Origin of the sequence: Pseudomonas sp. UW4, from assembly GCF_000316175.1 — a bacterium.
Lineage (GTDB): Bacteria > Pseudomonadota > Gammaproteobacteria > Pseudomonadales > Pseudomonadaceae > Aquipseudomonas > Aquipseudomonas laurylsulfatiphila.
In genome coordinates, this window is the sequence record NC_019670.1 from 5,173,929 (window position 1) to 5,190,703 (window position 16,775).

The window sequence follows — 16,775 nt, forward strand, 5'->3', positions numbered from 1 at the left end:
TTTCTACCTCAGCTTCAGGGTGGCAAGGCCAATCAGCACGAGAATCACGGTGATGATCCAGAAACGGACGATCACTCGTGGCTCGGGCCAACCCTTGAGTTCAAAGTGGTGGTGAATGGGCGCCATGCGGAATACGCGGCGACCGGTCAGTTTAAAAGAGGCGACCTGAATGACGACTGACAGGGTTTCCATTACGAACACGCCGCCCATGATGAACAGGACGATTTCCTGACGGACGATCACCGCGATGGTGCCCAGAGCCGCGCCCAGCGCCAGTGCGCCGACGTCGCCCATGAAGACTTGTGCCGGATAGGTGTTGAACCACAGGAAGCCCAGACCGGCGCCAATCAGTGCGCCGCAGAACACGATCAGTTCGCCCGCGCCCGGTACATAGGGAATCAGCAGGTATTCGGCGAACTTCACGTTACCCGACAGGTAGCAGAAAATGCCCAGGCCGCCGCCCACCATCACCGTCGGCATGATCGCCAGGCCGTCGAGGCCGTCAGTCAGGTTGACCGCGTTGCTCGAACCGACAATCACGAAATAGGTGAGGACGATGAAGCCTGCGCCCAGTGGAATGCTGTAGTCCTTGAGCATCGGCAGGATCAGCGTGGTTTCCACCGGCGTGGCGGCAGTCATGTAAAGGAAGATCGCCGCACCCAGGCCGAACACCGATTGCCAGAAATACTTCCAGCGGCTTGGCAAGCCACGGGAGTTTTTCTCGATCACCTTGCGGTAGTCGTCGACCCAGCCGATGGCGCCGAACAGCAAGGTCACCAGCAGTACGACCCAGACGTAACGGTTGCTAAGGTCAGCCCAAAGCAGGGTACTGACGCCGATGGACGACAGGATCAGCGCACCGCCCATGGTCGGTGTGCCCGACTTGGACAGGTGCGACTGCGGGCCGTCATTGCGAACGGACTGGCCGATCTGACGGTTCTGCAAGGTGCGGATCATCCACGGGCCGTAGCACAGCGACAAGACCAGCGCGGTCAGTACACCGAGAATCCCGCGCAGGGTCAGGTACTGGAAGACCGCGAAGCCTTTGTAGAACTGTTGCAGATACTCCGCTAGCAGCAGCAGCATTAATGTTTCTCCAGGCTGGACCCGCACAAGGCGGCGACGACGTTTTCCATCGCAGCGCTGCGCGACCCCTTGATCAAAATGGTGGTGTTTGTGTCTTGCTCGGCGCCCAGGGCATTGATCAGTTCAGCCTGCGTGCTGAAGTGAAAAGCCTCTGGACCGAATGCCTTCACGGCGTGGGCCATCATTGGCCCGACGGCGTACAGCGCGCAAACCTTGCCACGGGCGTACTCGCCCACGTCGCGGTGCCCCTGCTCCGCCCATTCGCCCAACTCGCCGATATCCCCGAGCACCAGGACGGTGCGACCGGAAAAGCCGGCCAGTATATCAACGGCAGCGCACATGGAGGTGGGGTTGGCGTTGTAAGTGTCATCGATCACGCGCATGCCATTGCTGGCCAATTGCGCGACGGTGCGGCCCTTGACCGGTTGCACCGCACCAAGACCGGTGGCGATACCGAACAGCGACACACCCAGGGCATGGGCGGCAGCGGCGGCGGCCATGGCATTGGCGACGTTATGGGTGCCGAGCAGGTTCAGTTGAACGCGCTCTACACCTTCAGGGCTGTGCAGATTGAATGCCGGGCAGCCACGGGCATCGGTGGCCAGGTCACTGGCGTAGAAATCGGCACTGGTGTTGCTCAATGCAAACGTCAGCACCTTGCGATCACCGGCACGCGTCTTCCAGATACCGAATGCCTTGTCGTCGAGATTGAGCACTGCGACGCCATCGGCCTCCAGCCCTTCGATGATCTCGCCCTTGGCTTCAACGATTTTTTCCGGGCCACCAAACTCGCCGACGTGGGCGGTCCCGGCATTGTTGAGAATGGCCACGTGCGGTTTGGTCAGGCCAACGGTGTAGGCAATTTCGCCGAGGCGCGAAGCACCGAGTTCGATCACTGCCGCTGCATGCTCCGGTGCCAGCTCGAGCAGGGTCAGCGGCACACCGAGATCGTTGTTCAGGTTGCCACGGGTCGCCAGTACCGGGCCACGGGTGCGCAGGATGCTCGCCAGCATTTCCTTGACCGTGGTCTTGCCGCTCGAGCCGGTGACAGCCGCGACCGGATGGGTGTAGGCGGCGCGATTGAGCGCACCCAGCTGCCCGAGGGCCTGACGAGTATCGCTGACCAGTAACTGCGGCAGTGTGCTGTCGGCGACTTCGCGCTCGACCAGCGCGGCCACGGCGCCCTTGGCAGCGACTTCATTCAGATAATCATGACCATCGAAGCGCGGACCGCTCAGGGCAATAAACAGCTGACCCGGCTTGATCGCACGGCTATCGATGCTGACACCGTCGAAACTGGCATCGGTCGACACCAGGCGAGCATTCAGCGCGCCGGTCAGCTCGCTCAGTTGCAAGGCCTTAAGCATGGGCCACCTCCCATGCGGTCAAGGCATGATCGGCCTCGACCAGATCGGAAAAGGCATGACGCTCGCCGTTGATTTCCTGATAGTCCTCGTGACCTTTGCCGGCCAGGACAATCACGTCGTCCACCGAGGCACTGGCGATCAGCCGGGCAATCGCCTGACCACGACCGGCAACGAACTCCACTTTATCCACAGCCGTGAAACCGGCGCGGATGTCATCGAAAATCACCGATGGATCTTCAGTGCGCGGGTTGTCATCGGTCACCAGCACGCCATCGGCCAGGCGCTCGACAACTTCGGCCATCAACGGACGCTTGCCGCGATCGCGGTCACCGCCACAGCCGAACAGGCAGAGCAATCGGCCCTTGGCGTGTGGACGCAGGGCCGTCAGGACTTTTTCCAGGGCATCCGGGGTGTGGGCGTAATCGACTACCACCAGTGGTTGAGTGCCGCCGCCGAGGCGCTGCATGCGACCGGCCGGGCCTTCGAGCTTCGGCAGCACCTTGAGAATTTCGTCCAGTGCGTAATCCAGGCCAAGCAAGGCGCCAACCGCTGCAAGCACGTTGCTCAGGTTGAAACGGCCGAGCAAGGTACTGCGTAGATGGTGTTCACCCTGCGGCGTGACCAGCGTGGCGCGCACGCCTTCGTCGTCGAACTGCGCTTCACGGCAATAGAGGTAGGCACTGCTGTCGAGCAGGCTGTAGGTGATCAACCGCGATTCACGTTTTTCAGCAGCAAGTTGCCGCCCGAAGTCGTCGTCGAGGTTAACCACCCGGCATTTCAGATCGTCCCAGGCGAACAGCATGGCCTTGGCTTCACCGTAGGCCTGCATGGTGCCGTGGTAATCCAGATGATCGCGAGACAGGTTGGTCATCACCGCCACGTCGAAGGCCAGTGCCGTCACGCGGCCCTGGTCCAGACCATGGGAAGAAACTTCCATCGCCACGGCTTTGGCACCGGCTTTTTTCAGGTCGCCCAGCGTCGCCTGCATGGCAATCGGGTTCGGCGTGGTGTGCAGGCCGCTTTCCAATGCACCGTAGAAACCGCAACCGAGGGTGCCGACGATGCCGCAATGCTGACCAAGCAGATCCAGCGCCTGGGCAACCAGTTGAGTGACACTGGTTTTGCCGTTGGTGCCGGTCACGCCGATCAGGTTCAGATGATGGCTTGGCTCGCCATAAAAACGTCCGGCGATGTCCGACAACTGAGCAGCCAGCCCTTTGACCGGAATCAAGGGAACCTCGGTGATTGGCAGCACAGTGGCACCCTCCACCTCATAGGCCACCGCAGCCGCGCCGCGTTGCAAGGCGTCGGCAATGTGCGCACGCCCATCGAATTTCCCGCCCGGCACGGCGAGGAACAGATCGCCCGCTCGCACGTTGCGGCTGTCCAGGGCGAGCTCGCGAATCAGTAGATCGTGGCCGGCGTGAGGGAAAATCTTGTTCAGGCTCAGAGACATCAGCCACGCCCTCCATTGGCTTTCAGCGGAACGACCGGTGTTGCGTTCGCTTGTTGAGTAGGTGGCAGGTTGTCCGGGGTGATGTTCATCAGGCGCAGGGTGCCCGACATCACGCGGCTGAACACCGGCGCGGAGACCAGGCCACCGAAGTAGCCGGCTTTGGTCGGTTCATCGATTACGACCACGATGGCGTAGCGTGGATCGCTCATCGGGCCGAAACCGGCGAACAGCGAACGGTAGGAGTTCTCGGCGTAACCCTTGGTGCCAACCGAGGTTTTACGCGCAGTACCCGACTTGCCACCCACGTGATACGCCGGCACCTGCGCACGGAACACACCGCGCGGGGCTTCGATCACTTGTTGCAGCATGGTTTGCATGGTTTTCGCGACAGCTTCTGGCAATACCTCTGTGGTTTGCGGTGCCTTGTCGGTCTTGATCAGGGTCAGCGGCGCGAGGCGGCCGTTGTTCGCCAGGGCCGAGAAGGCGTGGACCAACTGGATCGCGGTCACGGAAATACCGTAGCCATAGGACAGCGTGGCGGTTTCCGCCTTACGCCATTCGCGATAATTCGGCAGGTTGCCAACGCGCTCGCCCGGGAAGCCCAGGCCGGTGTCCTGGCCGAGGCCGAGTTTCTGCGCCAGACGGAAAATGGTTTCGCCGCCGATATCGAACGCGACCTTGCTCATCCCGACGTTACTGGAGTTGATCAGGATGCCGGTCAGGTCGAGCACCGGGCCTTCGGTCTTGGAAACGTCCTTGATGGTGTACTTGCCAATCTGCAAGGAGCCCGGATACACCTCGACGGTGTCGCTCGGTTTCCAGCGACCGGTTTCGATGGCGGCGCTCATCGAGATCGCTTTCATGGTCGAACCCGGCTCGAACACGTCGATCATCGCGCGGTTACGCATCATCGCCGGTTGCAGGTTGCGACGGTTGTTCGGGTTGTAGGTCGGCTGGTTGACCATCGCGAGAATCTCACCGGTCTTCACGTCCATGATCACCAGGCTGCCGGCCTTGGCGCCGTTCTCGATGATCGCGTTACGCAACTCGCGGTTGGCCAGGTATTGCAGGCGCAGGTCAATGGACAACGCCAAGGGCTTGCCGGCCTTGGCGTTTTTGGTGACCTGGACATCCTTGATCAGCCGGCCGCGCCGGTCCTTGATCACCTGACGCTTGCCGGGGACCCCAGCCAGCCATTCGTCGTAGGCCAGTTCGACGCCTTCACGACCGTGATCGTCGATGTCGGTAAACCCGACCATATGGGCGGTGACTTCGCCGGCAGGATAAAAGCGCCGGAACTCTTCGATGCCATAAACACCCGGCACTTTCAGATCGAGCACAGCCTGGCCCTGCTCCGGGGTCAACCCGCGCACCAGATAAATGAATTCTTTGTTGGCCTGGGCTTCGAGTCGCTCGGCCAGGGCTTTCGGGTCCTGCCCCAGGGCAGCCGCCAGTGCCGGCCACTTCTCTTTGGCCGTTTGCATTTCCTTGGCATTGGCCCAAAGGGTGGTGACCGGAGTACTCACGGCCAAAGGCTCGCCGTTACGGTCGGTGATCAGGCCACGGTGAGCCGGAATCGGAATATGACGAACACTGCGCGCATCGCCCTGCCCCTTAAGGAAGGCACGGTCGACCACTTGCAAATCGATGATGCGCCAGGCAATCGCAGCCACCATGATGCCGAGCAAACCCAGCACCACGCGGAACCGCCAAGGAAAGAGTGCACCTTCGAGTTTCATCATGGCGCCACCATCTTCACGTCAGCGGCACCGGGGATGTGCATTTTCAATTGTTCGGTGGCCAGCACTTCGATACGGCTGTGGGCGGTCCAGGTGCTTTGCTCCAGAATCAGCCGCCCCCACTCCGCCTGCGCCTTGTCGCGCACGCTCAATTCGTTGTACAGCGAATTCAATAGCTGACGGTTCCAGTGCGCGCTGTAGGACACGCCGATGGCCGAAACGAGCACGCCGACAAACAGCAGCAGCATGAAGAAGCTTCCGCCGGGCAATGGCTTGGCGAAAAGCTTGCTCACCGCAGCTTCTCCGCCACACGCATGACAGCGCTTCGCGAACGTGGGTTGGCTTTGAGTTCGGCGTCGGAGGCCGTCTGCGCTTTGCCATGGACTTTGATTTTCGGTTCGAAGGCGACATGCCGAACCGGCAGGTTGCGCGGCAGGTTATCGGCTTCGCCTTTCACCAGCTTGCGCATGAACAGTTTGACGATACGGTCTTCCAGCGAGTGGAAGCTGATCACCACCAGGCGACCGCCCACTTCCAGGCACTCCAGCGCGGCTTCGAGGCCGGCTTCCAGATCACCCAGTTCGTTGTTGACGTGAATGCGCAGGCCCTGAAATGCGCGGGTTGCGGGGTTCTTGCCTTTTTCCCACGCCGGGTTGGCGACCTTCAGGACTTCTGCCAGGTCACCGGTGCGCTCGAATGGCTTGATGTCGCGGCGCTCAACCACGGCACGAGCCATGCGACCGGAGAAACGCTCTTCGCCGTATTCCTTGAACACCCGGGCGATTTCTTCCACGGGCGCGGTGTTGACGAATTCGGCGGCGCTGATGCCACGGGACGGATCCATGCGCATGTCCAGCGGGCCGTCGTTGAGGAAGCTGAAACCGCGCTCAGGGTCGTCGAGCTGTGGCGAAGACACGCCCAGATCCAGCAGAACGCCGCTGACCCTGCCGGCCAGACCGCGTTCGGTGACTTCCGAACCGAGCTCGGCAAAGCTGCGCTGCACAACGACAAAGCGGCCGTCTTCGGCCGCTAGCGTCTGCCCGGTGGCAATCGCTTGTGGATCTTTGTCGAATCCGAGCAAGCGACCATCGGGACCGAGCTGGCTGAGGATCAACCGGCTGTGCCCGCCGCGCCCGAACGTACCGTCCAGATAGCAGCCATCAGGACGTACGGCGAGAGCCTCGACGGCTTCGTCAAGCAGTACGGTGATGTGGTTAAAGCCGCTATCAATAGTCACAGGATCAAATCACGCAGTTCATCAGGCATCGCGCCCGGTTGTTGAATAGCAGCCAGGTCAGCGGCAGAAACCGCGTTCCAGGCATCCTCGTCCCACAATTGGAACTTGTTCAGTTGGCCTACCAACATCGCGCGCTTATCCAACTTGGCATATTCACGAAGACGCGGCGGAACCAGAAAACGACCACTGCCATCGAGCTCGAGATCGACGGCATTACCAATCAGTAAACGTTGCAGGCGGCGGTTCTCTTCGCGAAGCGAAGGCAGTGCGCGCAGTTTGGTTTCAATAATTTCCCACTCATCGAGGGGGTAAACACACAAACAAGGATCAACGGCATCAATTGTCACGATCAATTGACCGGAACTACGCGAATCGAGCTCGTCACGGTACCGGCTCGGCATTGCGAGACGGCCCTTTGCATCGAGACTGATAGCGTTGGCTCCGCGAAACACGTCAGCGTTTCTCCAAATTCTAGCGTTTTGAGTTCAAAAAACCCACTTCATGCCACTTTCCGCCACTTACGCACACTATAGGAATGCGCCCACCACACCGTCAAGGCGCGGATTAAAGGAAAACCCTTACAGAACTGAGATTTAGGATCATTAGCGGAGGGGTAACGAGAATCCGGCACATGAAACTGCCCGATAACTTGAATCAGCGCAGGAGGCTGCGTTCGAAAGTTAAAGTAATTTATTAAGAGTAAGATTTTTTTTGGTATTACAAAAAGAGGTTCTGCGGATGAATGTGTAAGGAGGGAAATTGCTATCACCATTCCCTTTGCCCATTGATTTAAGCAGAGGGGAAAAAAGGTGGAGAGTCGATCTGTAAGCCGGGTTCTGTCTTGAACAGTCATTCGTCTACGATGGCCATCACTGGACATCTTTAGCAACCTACCCGGTCCCAGCGCGGGCCACGCCTTGGGACCCTATTTGGTCTTGCTCCAAGTGGGGGTTTACCTAGCCACGAACTGTTGCCAGACGTGCGGTGCGCTCTTACCGCACCTTTTCACCCTTACCGGCGCCGAAGCGCTTAGGCGGTTATTTTTCTGTGGCACTTTCCGTAGGCTCACGCCTCCCAGGCATTACCTGGCACTTCGCCCTATGGAGCCCGGACTTTCCTCCCCCCCCTAATTTTCATAGAGGGCAGCGACTGTCCGATCGACTCTCCGCCGCGAAGGTTACCGGCAGAGCGCCCGAAGAACAAGCGTTAAGCGCCGGTTCGCACGCCTGCGCGTCGGGTTTTACTCGCCCTTCTGCCTATCCAGTGCGATCTGATACAGCACATTCTTTCGTTCGCCGGTGATTTGCGCCGCCAAAGCCGCCGCACGCTTGAGCGGCATTTCTTCGAGCAACAGATTGAGGATGCGCATCGACTCGCTGCTGACAGCGCCCTCCTCCTCGGGGGCAGACCAGCCCGCCACCAACACTACGCACTCGCCGCGCTGCTGATTGCTGTCCGACTCGACAAACTCGCGCAGCTCGGCCAAAGGCAGCCCCTTGAGGGTCTCAAACGTCTTGGTCAGCTCACGGGCAAGCAGTGCCGGGCGCTCGGGACCGAACACCAGCTCCATGTCTTGCAGGCATTCGAGTATGCGATGCGGGGCCTCATAGAAGATCAATGTGCGAGGCTCTTCCTTTACCTGTTCGAGGCGCGCTCGCCGCCCCACAGCCTTGGCCGGCAGAAATCCCTCGAAAATGAAACGATCGGATGGCAGCCCCGCCGCCGATAACGCCGCAATCAAGGCGCAGGCACCCGGAACCGGCACCACGCTGATGCCTGCCGCGCGAGCCTGTCGCACCAGGTGATAACCCGGATCGGAAATCAGCGGCGTTCCGGCGTCAGAGATCAATGCCACGTTGTCACCGGCAAGCAGACGCGTGATAAAGCGACTACCTTCATCCCGCTCGTTGTGTTCATGACAGGCGGCCAATGGCGTCGAAATGCCGAAGTGTTGCATCAAGCGCTGCGAATGACGGGTGTCTTCCGCGGCGATCAAGGCCACTTCACGCAGAATCTTCAGCGCCCGCGCACTGATGTCATCCAGGTTGCCGATGGGCGTCGCCACCACATAAAGCGAGCCAGCAGCAGAATTCAAAGCACCTGGAGCAGTCAAAGCGCACACCTCATGATCGGTAAAAGTCGCCATTGTAGCGCGTAGCGAGGCTCATGCTACGCGCATGCAATCGCGCCATCGGCGAGCGTTTGTGCGCCGGTGCAACATTTACACCAGCTAAATTGATCGATTCACGCCAGTAACATCGCGCCCCGGCCAGTGCTTGGGTACAATTCCACGCTAATTTGATCGAGTATCAGGAACGCTTACATGATCGCTTGCCTGCGGCTGTTATCTGCCCTCTGCCTCGCTGCCTTGCTGGCGGCTTGCGCCAGCTCGCCCTCGTCCAGCCTTGGCGAACTACCACGGACACCGGACGCCAGTATCGAGCAACTGCTTGAGAAGGCCGCCCAAAGCAAATCTGCGGAAGATGCCGCCCTTCTGCGCTTGAGCGCTGCCGACCTGGCCTATCGCCAGGGCAATGCCGGCCAGTCCGCGCAAATCCTGCAACAGGTCCCGGTCGAGCAGCTCAAGCCGGGGCAACAGATTTTCGCCAATACCCTGGCGGCTGAACTGGCCATGACCCGCAATCAGCCCAAGGCCGCACTGGCCGCCTTGAGCCACCCAAGCATGCAATACTTGAGCGAACTGCCCGAGGAACAACAGGTCCGCACCGGCACTGTTCACGCCCGCGCCCTGGAGGCCGATGGCCAGACCCTCGCCGCCGCTCGCGAGCGCATTTTCATTGCCCCGATGCTCAAAGGCGAAGCCGCGAGCAAAAACCACGAAGCGATCTGGACCCTGATCGCTTCGCTGCCGACCGAGCAGTTGCAGCCGAGCTCCACCGACGATCTCGGCGGCTGGATGGCCCTGGCCCTGGCCGTGAAATCCGCCGGCACTCTGGAGCAGCAACAGGCCGCGATCGACAACTGGCGCGCACAGAATCCGAAACACCCGGCCGCCCTTCAATTGCCGCAGCCACTGACCCAACTCAAGGAACTGGCCAGCCAGCCCCTGAGCAAGATTGCCCTGCTGCTGCCTCAGGATGGCCAGCTGGCCTCGGTTGGCAAAGCATTGCGCGACGGCTTCATGGCTGCCCACTACCAGGCACAACAGGCCGGGCAGAAACCACCTGCCATCGAGTTTTATGACAGCTCGCGCCTGACATCCATGGACGAGTTCTACCGCAAGGCCCAGGCCGATGGCGTGCAACTGGTCGTCGGCCCGCTGGAGAAGCCGCTGGTCAAACAGCTGAGCACTCGCCCGCAACTCCCGATCACCACCTTGGCGCTGAACTACAGCGAAGGCGATCAAGGCCCGGCGCAGTTGTTCCAGTTCGGTCTTGCCGCTGAAGACGAAGCCCGTGAAGTGTCGCGCCGCGCTCGCGCCGACGGCCTGCATCGCGCAGCCATCATGGTGCCGAAAGGCGAATGGGGCGACCGCGTACTCAAGGCGTTCAGCCAGGATTGGCAAGCCAATGGCGGTACCATCGTTGCCACCGAACGCGTCGACCAACCGGTCCAGTTGGCCCAGCAGATTGCCGACATGTTCCAGCTGCGCCAGAGCGAAGGTCGCGCCAAGAGCCTGCAAAGCACTGTTGGCTCGCAAGTGGCAGCCCAGCCATCGCGCCGCCAGGACATCGAATTCATCTTCCTCGCCGCAACGCCGCAACAGGCCCAACAGATCAAGCCGACCCTGAACTTCCAGTACGCGGGCGATGTACCGGTCTACGCCACCTCTCACGTGTTCAGCGCCAGCGGCGACGTCAACCAGTACAACGACATGAACGGCATTCGCTTCTGCGAAACACCCTGGCTGCTGGACACCAATGATCCACTGCGCCGCCAGGTCACCGCCCAGTGGCCACAAGCCGCCGGTAGCCTGGGACGTCTGTACGCCATGGGCGTGGACGCCTATCGGCTGGCGCCGCGCCTGGGCCAGCTCAAGTCTCTGCCGGACAGCCGCATCGACGGTGAGTCGGGCAGCCTCGGCATGACTCAGAGCCAGCGGGTCGTGCGCCAGTTGCCATGGGCCCAGTTCGCCAATGGCCAGATCCAGCGCCTGCCGGACACCGCCCGCTGATGCCTGACAGGTCACGCCAGCAAAGCGGTATGGATGCCGAGCGCCACGCGCTCGAGCATCTTCAACAACAGGGTCTGCGCCTGCTGGCGCAGAACTGGTTGTGCAAACGCGGCGAGCTTGATCTGGTCATGCTAGATGGCGATACAGTAGTATTCGTTGAAGTCCGCTACCGAAAAGACACTCAATGGGGTGGCGCGCTCGATAGCATCGATGAGCGCAAACGGCAAAAGCTGATTTTCGCCGCGCAATATTTTCTTCAGCGCGAGTCGCGCTGGGCCAATTCCCCTTGCCGCTTCGACGTGATTGCCATCGACAGCCACCTCGATCAGCTGAACTGGCTACAGAATGCCTTCGATTGCTGATCACCGGCATCACGAACCGGACACTATCACCCAACACTTTTGCTCTTTGCTTTGCGGGCTGCACATTCACGTGCCGAACAGCCGCGCTAATTAAGGTCACACAGATGGACATGCAATCCCGAATTCGCCAGCTTTTTCAGGCCAGTATCGACACCAAGCAACAGGCGATGGAAGTTCTTGCACCGCACATCGAGCAAGCCAGCCAGGTCATGGTCAACGCCCTGCTCAACGAAGGCAAAATGCTTTCCTGTGGCAACGGTGGCTCAGCCGGCGACGCCCAGCACTTTTCGTCCGAGCTGCTCAATCGCTTTGAGCGCGAGCGCCCGAGCCTGCCGGCCATCGCCTTGACGACCGACAGCTCGACGATCACCTCGATCGCCAACGACTACAGCTATAACGAAATCTTCTCCAAACAGATCCGCGCACTGGGCCAACCGGGCGATGTGTTGCTGGCTATCTCCACCAGCGGCAACTCGGCCAACATAATTCAAGCGATCCAGGCCGCACATGATCGCGAAATGATTGTCGTAGCATTGACGGGACGTGATGGCGGCGGCATGGCGTCGCTGCTGTTGCCCGAGGACGTGGAGATTCGCGTACCGGCCAACGTCACCGCTCGTATTCAAGAAGTCCACCTGCTGGCGATCCATTGCCTTTGCGACTTGATCGACAGCCAATTGTTCGGGAGTGAAGAATGACCCCTAATCGCCTTGGCCTACTGGCCTTGACTCTGTGCCTCGGCATCAGCGGTTGCACCTCGGTGGTGACTGCCAGCCGTGAAGCACCCATTGAAGATGACCGCGGCACTCGCACACTGGGCAGCAAGATCGACGACTCCCTGATCGACACCAAAGTTGGCGTGAACATCGCCAAGGCCGACCCGGCCCTGGACAAGGACTCGCACATCGTCATCACCAGCTACAACGGTGTCGTGCTGCTCGCCGGGCAAACGCCACGCGCAGACCTCAAGGCCAAGGCTGAACAGGCTGCCGCCGCAGTCCAGCGCGTGAAGCAGGTGCACAACGAGCTGCAAATCATGCCCCCCTCCTCGCTGCTGGCGCGCCAGAATGACACCTGGCTGACCACCAAGATCAAGACCCAGATGCTCGCTGACGCGAACATCCCTGGCTCGCGCATCAAGGTCGTCACTGAAAACGGCATCGTCTACTTGCTGGGTCTGCTGACCAAACAGGAAGCTGCGCAGGCGACCAACCTGGTGCAAGGCGTCTCCGGCGTGCAGAAGATTGTGAAGCTGTTCGAGTACATCGACTGATCCACATCTTGTAGGAGCGAGCTTGCTGGTGAAAAGCGTCCGGTGAATGCGCTCATTCAGGCAGCCCGCGTCATCGTTCACGCCCATCGCGAGCAGGCTCGCTCCTACATCGTTTGAAGGTGGTGAAGTAATAAAAAAGGCGATCCATCCGGATCGCCTTTTTTATTACTTCACCACCTTCAAACTGGGGCGACCGCTTGGACGCGGTGGCTCGCTGTCCGGTGGCGGAAGGTCGTCATCCGGTTCGATGTCGTCGTCCTCGCCCATCGGCGATTCCAGATCGAACACCATGCCCTGGCCGTTTTCCCGGGCGTAGATACCCAGGATCGATGCGATAGGCACGTACAAGGTGTGCGGCACACCACCAAAGCGCCCCTCGAAACTGACCGCCTCGTTATCCATGTGCAAGTGGCGCACGGCTTGTGGCGATACGTTCAGGACGATCTGGCCGTCACTGGCAAAGCCTTGAGGCACCTGCACCGACGGATACTCGGAATTGACCAGCATATGCGGGGTGCAATCGTTGTCCACAATCCACTCATAGAGCGCGCGGACCAGATAAGGTCGACTGGAGTTCATAGCGGCTCCTTAAGCCTTAGCGCATGTCGCGTTCGACACCAGACAGACTCGCCTGGAAAGCCTCACGCGCAAACTGGCGCTCCATATAATCAAGCAGCGGCTTGGCTGGCCGCGGCAGTTCTATACCCAGAATCGGCAATCGCCAGAGTATTGGCAATAGGCAGCAGTCCACCAGGCTTTGTTCCTCACTGAGGAAAAACGGCTTGTCGGCAAACAGTGGCGACACACCCGTCAGACTTTCGCGCAACTCTTTGCGAGCCACGGCACGGGCTGCTTCCTTGGTCCGCGAATCCAGAATCAGATCCACCAGACCACACCAGTCTCGCTGAATGCGGTGTATCAGCAGGCGACTGTTGGCACGCGCCACGGGATAAACCGGCAGTAGCGGCGGGTGCGGGTAACGCTCATCCAGATATTCCATCACCACGGTCGACTCCCACAACGCCAGGTCGCGGTCGACCAGGGTGGGCAAGCTGCCGTAAGGGTTCACCTCAATCAGTTTAGGTGGCTGGCGTCCAGCTTCCACGTAAATGATCTCGGCGCTGACACCCTTCTCTGCCAGTACGATGCGCACTCGGTGGGAATAGTGGTCGGCGGGGTCGGAGTAACAGGCCAACCGATTGGTCACGCCCATGGCGATCCTCCTCGCTTGTAGAAATTATCGAAAGCGGAAAAACGAGCGCGCCCAGAGGGCGCCTCCCGTAACGACTGGATCACCAGTTTCGCTACCTATTCAGAGACGCCCTTGGGCGCGCGCGATTAACAGCAATAGCTTGAAGCTTTATCAGTGCACGTCTTTCCAGTATTCGCGCTTGAGCAGGTAAGCGAATACGAAGAAGAACGCCAGGTACAACAATACGTACGTACCGATGCGCTGATGTTGCAGCTTAACCGGGTTAGCCGAGTAAGCCAGGAAGGTTACCAGATTCTTGACCTTCTCATCGAACTGCTCTTCAGTCAGAGCGCCGCTTTTCGGCACAATCGTCAGCTGATCGCATGCTTCATGAGTCAACGGCGTGCCGGTCAGTGGATCAAATTGCTTCTTGCCGTCTTCGACGATCTGAACCTGTTTGCATCCCACCACCTGGCGACCTTGCAGGCCGGCCAGGACGTTAGGCATGCCCACGTTCGGGAAGACCTTGTTGTTCACGCCCCATGGGCGCGAAGGATCTTCGTAGAACGACTTCAGGTAACCGTAGAGCCAGTCGGTGCCGCGAACACGAGCAACCAGGGTCAGGTCTGGCGGTGCAGCACCAAACCAGGCCTTGGCGTCCGCTGGCTGCATGCCGATGTTCATGTGGTCGCCGATCTTGGCACCAGTGAACACCAGCTTCTCCAGCATCAACTCATGGGGAATACCCAGGTCGTCGGCAACACGCTCATAGCGCTGGAACTTGGCGCTGTGGCACCCCATGCAATAGTTGGCGAACGTGCGTGCGCCGTCCTGCATGGCGGCCTTATCGGAAACGTCAATGTCGACTTTTTCCAGCTCAGGACCACCGTGTGGTGCTGCGAAAGCGAACACTGGCAGCGCAGCAAGCATCAATACAGCAAATAGTTTTTTCATCAGCCAGTCACCCTTTCCGGAACCGGTTTGGTCTTCTCGAGCCTGGTGTAGAACGGCATCAGAATGAAGTAGGCGAAGTACAGGAAGGTACATACCTGCGACAGCAACGTACGACCTGGCGTCGGAGCCAGCACGCCCAGAACACCGAGGATCACGAACGAGATGCAGAACACGACAAGCCAGATCTTGCTCAGCCAGCCCTTGTAGCGCATGGACTTGACCGGACTACGGTCGAGCCACGGCAGCACGAACAGCACAGCGATGGCCGCACCCATGGCGATAACACCCAGGAGCTTGTCCGGAACCGCACGCAAGATCGCGTAGTAAGGAGTGAAGTACCAGACCGGCGCAATATGCTCAGGCGTCTTGAACGGGTTGGCCTGTTCGAAGTTCGGCTTCTCGAGGAAGTAGCCACCCATTTCCGGGAAGAAGAACACGACCGAGCAGAAGATGAACAGGAACACCACCACGCCGACGATATCTTTCACGGTGTAGTACGGGTGGAAGGCGATGCCGTCCAGCGGTATGCCGTTTTCGTCCTTGTGCTTCTTGATGTCCACGCCGTCCGGGTTGTTCGAACCGACTTCGTGCAACGCCAGGATGTGCAGCACCACCAGACCGAGGATGACGATCGGCAAGGCAACCACGTGCAAGGCGAAGAAGCGGTTCAGGGTAATGCCGGAAATCAGGTAGTCACCACGAATCCACTGGGTCAGATCGTTGCCGATGACCGGGATCGCACCGAACAGCGAGATGATCACCTGGGCACCCCAGTAGGACATCTGGCCCCACGGCAGCAGGTAACCCATGAAGGCTTCGGCCATCAGCGCCAGGTAGATCAGCATGCCGAAGACCCACACCAGCTCGCGCGGCTTCTGGTACGAACCGTAGAGCAGGCCACGGAACATGTGCAGATAGACCACGATGAAGAACGCCGAAGCGCCGGTGGAGTGCAGCAGACGCAGGATCGAGCCGTACTCGACGTCGCGCATGATGTATTCAACGGAAGCGAACGCTTCTTCCGCCGACGGGGTGTAGCTCATGGTCAGCCAGACACCGGTAACGATCTGGTTGACCAGAACGAGCAATGCCAGGGAACCAAAGAAGTAGAAGAAGTTGAAGTTTTTCGGAGCGTAATACTTGCTGAGATGGTCTTCCCACATCTTGGTCGCGGGAAAGCGCGCATCAACCCAATCCATGAACTTGCTCATCACGCTTTCTCCGTATCGACGCCAATGACAATGATCTCATCGGTCTCATAGGAATGCGGGGGAACTGGCAGGTTCAAAGGCGCAGGTTGCGACTTGTAGACGCGGCCAGCCAGATCGTAGTGTGAACCGTGGCAGGGACAGAAATAACCGCCTACCCAGTCTTTACCCAGATCCGCAGGTGCCACTTCAGGACGGAAGGTCGGCGAGCAACCCAGGTGCGTGCAGATACCGATCAGCAGCAGAACCTCAGGCTTGATCGAACGGGTTTCCGGATCAACGTAAGTCGGTTGTGTCGAGCTCTTGGAGGTCGGGTCAGCGAGCTGGCCCTCGATTTTCTTCAGGTTCCCCAGGATTTCCGGTGTACGGCGGACGATGAACACCGGCTGACCGCGCCACTCAGCAATCATCTGCTGGCCTGGTTCGATTTTGCTGACATTCACTTTCACCGGTGCACCAGCGGCTTTCGCCTTGGCACTGGGAAACCATGACCCCACGAACGGGACCGCAGCCCCCACCGCTCCTGCAGCACCCACCACGGATGTGGCTGCTACCAAGAAGCGACGCCGGCCTGTATTCACGCCGTCATTGCTCATTCAGTCCTCTCCCATCAGCTTTGTGGCCTGTTAAATCAGGCATCTACTAAGTAAAACTATGTACTTATAAAAATTTTGCCGAATGGTAATGAAAAGCCCCAATTCTGACAAGGTAATTACCGGAGCCCACCACCCTCAAGCCTTGGAGTATAGGGCGTCTACGGATGTGG

17 protein-coding genes and 1 other RNA gene are annotated in these 16,775 nt (G+C 59.5%); 4 read left to right on the forward strand and 14 right to left on the reverse strand.

Translation table 11 applies throughout. The features are described from left to right. Window positions 1-3: 3 nt before the first annotated feature. The 9 genes from mraY to rsmI all read right to left on the reverse strand — a co-directional run bounded on the left by mraY (window position 4) and on the right by rsmI (window position 9,031). Window positions 4-1,086, reverse strand: a complete 1,083-nt coding sequence (mraY, locus tag PPUTUW4_RS22845; protein ID WP_015096766.1) for a phospho-N-acetylmuramoyl-pentapeptide-transferase — start codon at window positions 1,084-1,086, stop codon at window positions 4-6. Beyond that, entirely contained in the window at window positions 1,086-2,453 is a 1,368-nt protein-coding gene (gene murF / locus PPUTUW4_RS22850; RefSeq protein ID WP_015096767.1) for a UDP-N-acetylmuramoyl-tripeptide--D-alanyl-D-alanine ligase, read from the reverse strand. The genes mraY and murF overlap by 1 nt, the downstream gene beginning before the upstream one ends. Continuing rightward, a complete protein-coding gene (locus PPUTUW4_RS22855) occupies window positions 2,446-3,909 on the reverse strand; it encodes a UDP-N-acetylmuramoyl-L-alanyl-D-glutamate--2,6-diaminopimelate ligase (protein WP_015096768.1) in 1,464 nt (487 codons plus the stop codon). The genes murF and PPUTUW4_RS22855 overlap by 8 nt, the downstream gene beginning before the upstream one ends. Continuing rightward, window positions 3,909-5,648 carry a penicillin-binding protein 2 gene (locus PPUTUW4_RS22860; protein WP_177325125.1) on the reverse strand — a complete coding sequence of 580 codons (1,740 nt, stop codon included), beginning with the start codon at window positions 5,646-5,648 and terminating at the stop codon, window positions 3,909-3,911. The genes PPUTUW4_RS22855 and PPUTUW4_RS22860 overlap by 1 nt, the downstream gene beginning before the upstream one ends. Further along, window positions 5,648-5,941, reverse strand: coding sequence for a cell division protein FtsL (gene ftsL, locus PPUTUW4_RS22865; protein ID WP_007998257.1), 294 nt, complete (start codon window positions 5,939-5,941; stop codon window positions 5,648-5,650). The genes PPUTUW4_RS22860 and ftsL overlap by 1 nt, the downstream gene beginning before the upstream one ends. After that, window positions 5,938-6,879 carry a 16S rRNA (cytosine(1402)-N(4))-methyltransferase RsmH gene (gene rsmH, locus PPUTUW4_RS22870; RefSeq protein WP_086780483.1) on the reverse strand — a complete coding sequence of 314 codons (942 nt, stop codon included), beginning with the start codon at window positions 6,877-6,879 and terminating at the stop codon, window positions 5,938-5,940. The genes ftsL and rsmH overlap by 4 nt, the downstream gene beginning before the upstream one ends. Window positions 6,880-6,881: 2 nt before the next feature. After that, complete coding sequence (gene mraZ / locus PPUTUW4_RS22875; protein WP_007917012.1) at window positions 6,882-7,337, reverse strand: division/cell wall cluster transcriptional repressor MraZ; 456 nt, start codon at window positions 7,335-7,337, stop codon at window positions 6,882-6,884. A 357-nt stretch (window positions 7,338-7,694) separates the two neighbouring features. Further along, an RNA gene (rnpB, locus tag PPUTUW4_RS27665) (RNase P RNA component class A) lies at window positions 7,695-8,050 on the reverse strand. 75 nt (window positions 8,051-8,125) lie between these two features. Then, window positions 8,126-9,031, reverse strand: a complete 906-nt coding sequence (gene rsmI, locus PPUTUW4_RS22880) for a 16S rRNA (cytidine(1402)-2'-O)-methyltransferase (protein WP_177325104.1) — start codon at window positions 9,029-9,031, stop codon at window positions 8,126-8,128. A 177-nt stretch (window positions 9,032-9,208) separates the two neighbouring features. Here rsmI and PPUTUW4_RS22885 point away from each other — a divergent pair, with 177 nt between their 5' ends. From PPUTUW4_RS22885 to PPUTUW4_RS22900, 4 genes are all read left to right on the forward strand, one after another. Continuing rightward, a complete protein-coding gene (locus PPUTUW4_RS22885; protein WP_015096774.1) occupies window positions 9,209-11,020 on the forward strand; it encodes a penicillin-binding protein activator in 1,812 nt (603 codons plus the stop codon). Next, a complete protein-coding gene (locus PPUTUW4_RS22890; RefSeq protein WP_015096775.1) occupies window positions 11,020-11,382 on the forward strand; it encodes a YraN family protein in 363 nt (120 codons plus the stop codon). The genes PPUTUW4_RS22885 and PPUTUW4_RS22890 overlap by 1 nt, the downstream gene beginning before the upstream one ends. Before the next feature lie 104 nt (window positions 11,383-11,486). Next, on the forward strand, window positions 11,487-12,080 hold the full coding sequence (locus PPUTUW4_RS22895; RefSeq protein WP_007972584.1) for a phosphoheptose isomerase: 594 nt from the start codon (window positions 11,487-11,489) through the stop codon (window positions 12,078-12,080). Next, window positions 12,077-12,655: a BON domain-containing protein gene (locus PPUTUW4_RS22900; RefSeq protein ID WP_015096776.1), complete on the forward strand. Its 579-nt coding sequence runs from the start codon at window positions 12,077-12,079 to the stop codon at window positions 12,653-12,655. Before PPUTUW4_RS22895 ends, PPUTUW4_RS22900 begins: the two co-directional genes overlap by 4 nt. 165 nt (window positions 12,656-12,820) lie before the next feature. Here the strand turns inward: PPUTUW4_RS22900 and PPUTUW4_RS22905 are convergent, their stop codons facing one another. The 5 genes from PPUTUW4_RS22905 to petA all read right to left on the reverse strand — a co-directional run bounded on the left by PPUTUW4_RS22905 (window position 12,821) and on the right by petA (window position 16,605). Beyond that, window positions 12,821-13,234: a ClpXP protease specificity-enhancing factor gene (locus PPUTUW4_RS22905; protein WP_007972582.1), complete on the reverse strand. Its 414-nt coding sequence runs from the start codon at window positions 13,232-13,234 to the stop codon at window positions 12,821-12,823. A 16-nt stretch (window positions 13,235-13,250) separates the two neighbouring features. Beyond that, window positions 13,251-13,868 (reverse strand): glutathione S-transferase N-terminal domain-containing protein, encoded by a 618-nt coding sequence (locus PPUTUW4_RS22910; RefSeq protein ID WP_007972581.1) that lies wholly within the window; start codon window positions 13,866-13,868, stop codon window positions 13,251-13,253. Between the two features lie 150 nt (window positions 13,869-14,018). Beyond that, window positions 14,019-14,801 (reverse strand): cytochrome c1, encoded by a 783-nt coding sequence (locus PPUTUW4_RS22915; RefSeq protein ID WP_015096777.1) that lies wholly within the window; start codon window positions 14,799-14,801, stop codon window positions 14,019-14,021. After that, complete coding sequence (locus PPUTUW4_RS22920) at window positions 14,801-16,012, reverse strand: cytochrome bc complex cytochrome b subunit (protein WP_015096778.1); 1,212 nt, start codon at window positions 16,010-16,012, stop codon at window positions 14,801-14,803. The genes PPUTUW4_RS22915 and PPUTUW4_RS22920 overlap by 1 nt, the downstream gene beginning before the upstream one ends. After that, the gene (petA, locus tag PPUTUW4_RS22925; RefSeq protein WP_015096779.1) at window positions 16,012-16,605 is read right to left on the reverse strand and encodes a ubiquinol-cytochrome c reductase iron-sulfur subunit; all 594 of its coding nucleotides are present in this window, start codon (window positions 16,603-16,605) and stop codon (window positions 16,012-16,014) included. The genes PPUTUW4_RS22920 and petA overlap by 1 nt, the downstream gene beginning before the upstream one ends. Window positions 16,606-16,775: the final 170 nt, after the last annotated feature.

What these genes read in the sequence shown, in the direction of transcription:
- murF (WP_015096767.1), bottom strand. Translation starts at nt 2,453, where the DNA reads ATGCTTAAGGCCTTGCAACTGAGCGAGCTGACCGGCGCGCTGAATGCT.
- mraY (WP_015096766.1), bottom strand. Translation starts at nt 1,086, where the DNA reads ATGCTGCTGCTGCTAGCGGAGTATCTGCAACAGTTCTACAAAGGCTTC.
- PPUTUW4_RS22920 (WP_015096778.1), bottom strand. Translation starts at nt 16,012, where the DNA reads ATGAGCAAGTTCATGGATTGGGTTGATGCGCGCTTTCCCGCGACCAAG.
- PPUTUW4_RS22905 (WP_007972582.1), bottom strand. Translation starts at nt 13,234, where the DNA reads ATGAACTCCAGTCGACCTTATCTGGTCCGCGCGCTCTATGAGTGGATT.
- PPUTUW4_RS22860 (WP_177325125.1), bottom strand. Translation starts at nt 5,648, where the DNA reads ATGAAACTCGAAGGTGCACTCTTTCCTTGGCGGTTCCGCGTGGTGCTG.
- PPUTUW4_RS22895 (WP_007972584.1), top strand. Translation starts at nt 11,487, where the DNA reads ATGGACATGCAATCCCGAATTCGCCAGCTTTTTCAGGCCAGTATCGAC.
- petA (WP_015096779.1), bottom strand. Translation starts at nt 16,605, where the DNA reads ATGAGCAATGACGGCGTGAATACAGGCCGGCGTCGCTTCTTGGTAGCA.
- PPUTUW4_RS22910 (WP_007972581.1), bottom strand. Translation starts at nt 13,868, where the DNA reads ATGGGCGTGACCAATCGGTTGGCCTGTTACTCCGACCCCGCCGACCAC.
- PPUTUW4_RS22900 (WP_015096776.1), top strand. Translation starts at nt 12,077, where the DNA reads ATGACCCCTAATCGCCTTGGCCTACTGGCCTTGACTCTGTGCCTCGGC.
- PPUTUW4_RS22890 (WP_015096775.1), top strand. Translation starts at nt 11,020, where the DNA reads ATGCCTGACAGGTCACGCCAGCAAAGCGGTATGGATGCCGAGCGCCAC.
- PPUTUW4_RS22885 (WP_015096774.1), top strand. Translation starts at nt 9,209, where the DNA reads ATGATCGCTTGCCTGCGGCTGTTATCTGCCCTCTGCCTCGCTGCCTTG.
- PPUTUW4_RS22855 (WP_015096768.1), bottom strand. Translation starts at nt 3,909, where the DNA reads ATGTCTCTGAGCCTGAACAAGATTTTCCCTCACGCCGGCCACGATCTA.
- rsmI (WP_177325104.1), bottom strand. Translation starts at nt 9,031, where the DNA reads ATGGCGACTTTTACCGATCATGAGGTGTGCGCTTTGACTGCTCCAGGT.
- PPUTUW4_RS22915 (WP_015096777.1), bottom strand. Translation starts at nt 14,801, where the DNA reads ATGAAAAAACTATTTGCTGTATTGATGCTTGCTGCGCTGCCAGTGTTC.